This is a genomic window from Saccharomonospora iraqiensis subsp. paurometabolica YIM 90007 (genome assembly GCF_000231035.2).
Lineage (GTDB): Bacteria > Actinomycetota > Actinomycetes > Mycobacteriales > Pseudonocardiaceae > Saccharomonospora > Saccharomonospora paurometabolica.
Genome location: NZ_KI912187.1, coordinates 70,745 through 71,379, shown reverse-complemented (window position 1 = coordinate 71,379; position 635 = coordinate 70,745). Strand labels below are relative to the sequence as shown.

The window sequence follows — 635 nt, the reverse complement described above, 5'->3', positions numbered from 1 at the left end:
GGGTGTGGGGCCGCGCAGGGTGGCCTCCAGGGCCGCCAGCGCCAGTTTGTCCACCCGCACGGCACGCGCGGCCGGGTGCCGCCGCACCCGACGCACGAGTGCGTGCCCGCCGAACACGAGTCCGGCCTGCGGACCGCCGAGCAGCTTGTCCCCGCTCGCGGTCACCAGATCGGCGCCCGCGCGCAGCGACCCGGCGACGTCCGGTTCGTCGGGGAGCAGCCCGTGCGGCGCGAGCAGCCCCGACCCGACATCCACGACGACGGGGGCGTCCAGCGTCGCCAGCTCGGCCACCCCGACCCCGGCGGTGAAGCCGGTGACGCGGAAGTTCGAGGGATGCACCTTGAGGACGAACCCCGTCTCCGGGCCGAGGGCGGCGGCGTAGTCGTCGAACGTGGTGCGGTTGGTGGTGCCCACCTCCCGCAGCCGTGCCCCGGCCGCCGCGAGCAGATCGGGGATGCGGAACGAGTCGCCGATCTCCACCAGTTCGCCCCGGCTGATCACGATCTCCCGGCCGGGCGCGAGCGCCAGCGCACACAGCAGCAGCGCCGCGGCGTTGTTGTTCACCACCGCGACCCCGTCGACGCCGCCCGCCTCGGGAACCGCCTCGGCGAGCGCGGACAGCGCCCCGCGGCCGC

Annotated in this window: 1 protein-coding gene; it reads right to left on the bottom strand. The window is 75.9% G+C overall.

What is annotated here, in order from left to right; genetic code table 11:
• A partial coding sequence (gene selA / locus SACPADRAFT_RS24675) for an L-seryl-tRNA(Sec) selenium transferase (RefSeq protein ID WP_040923761.1) occupies positions 1-635 on the bottom strand: 635 nt, incomplete at both ends.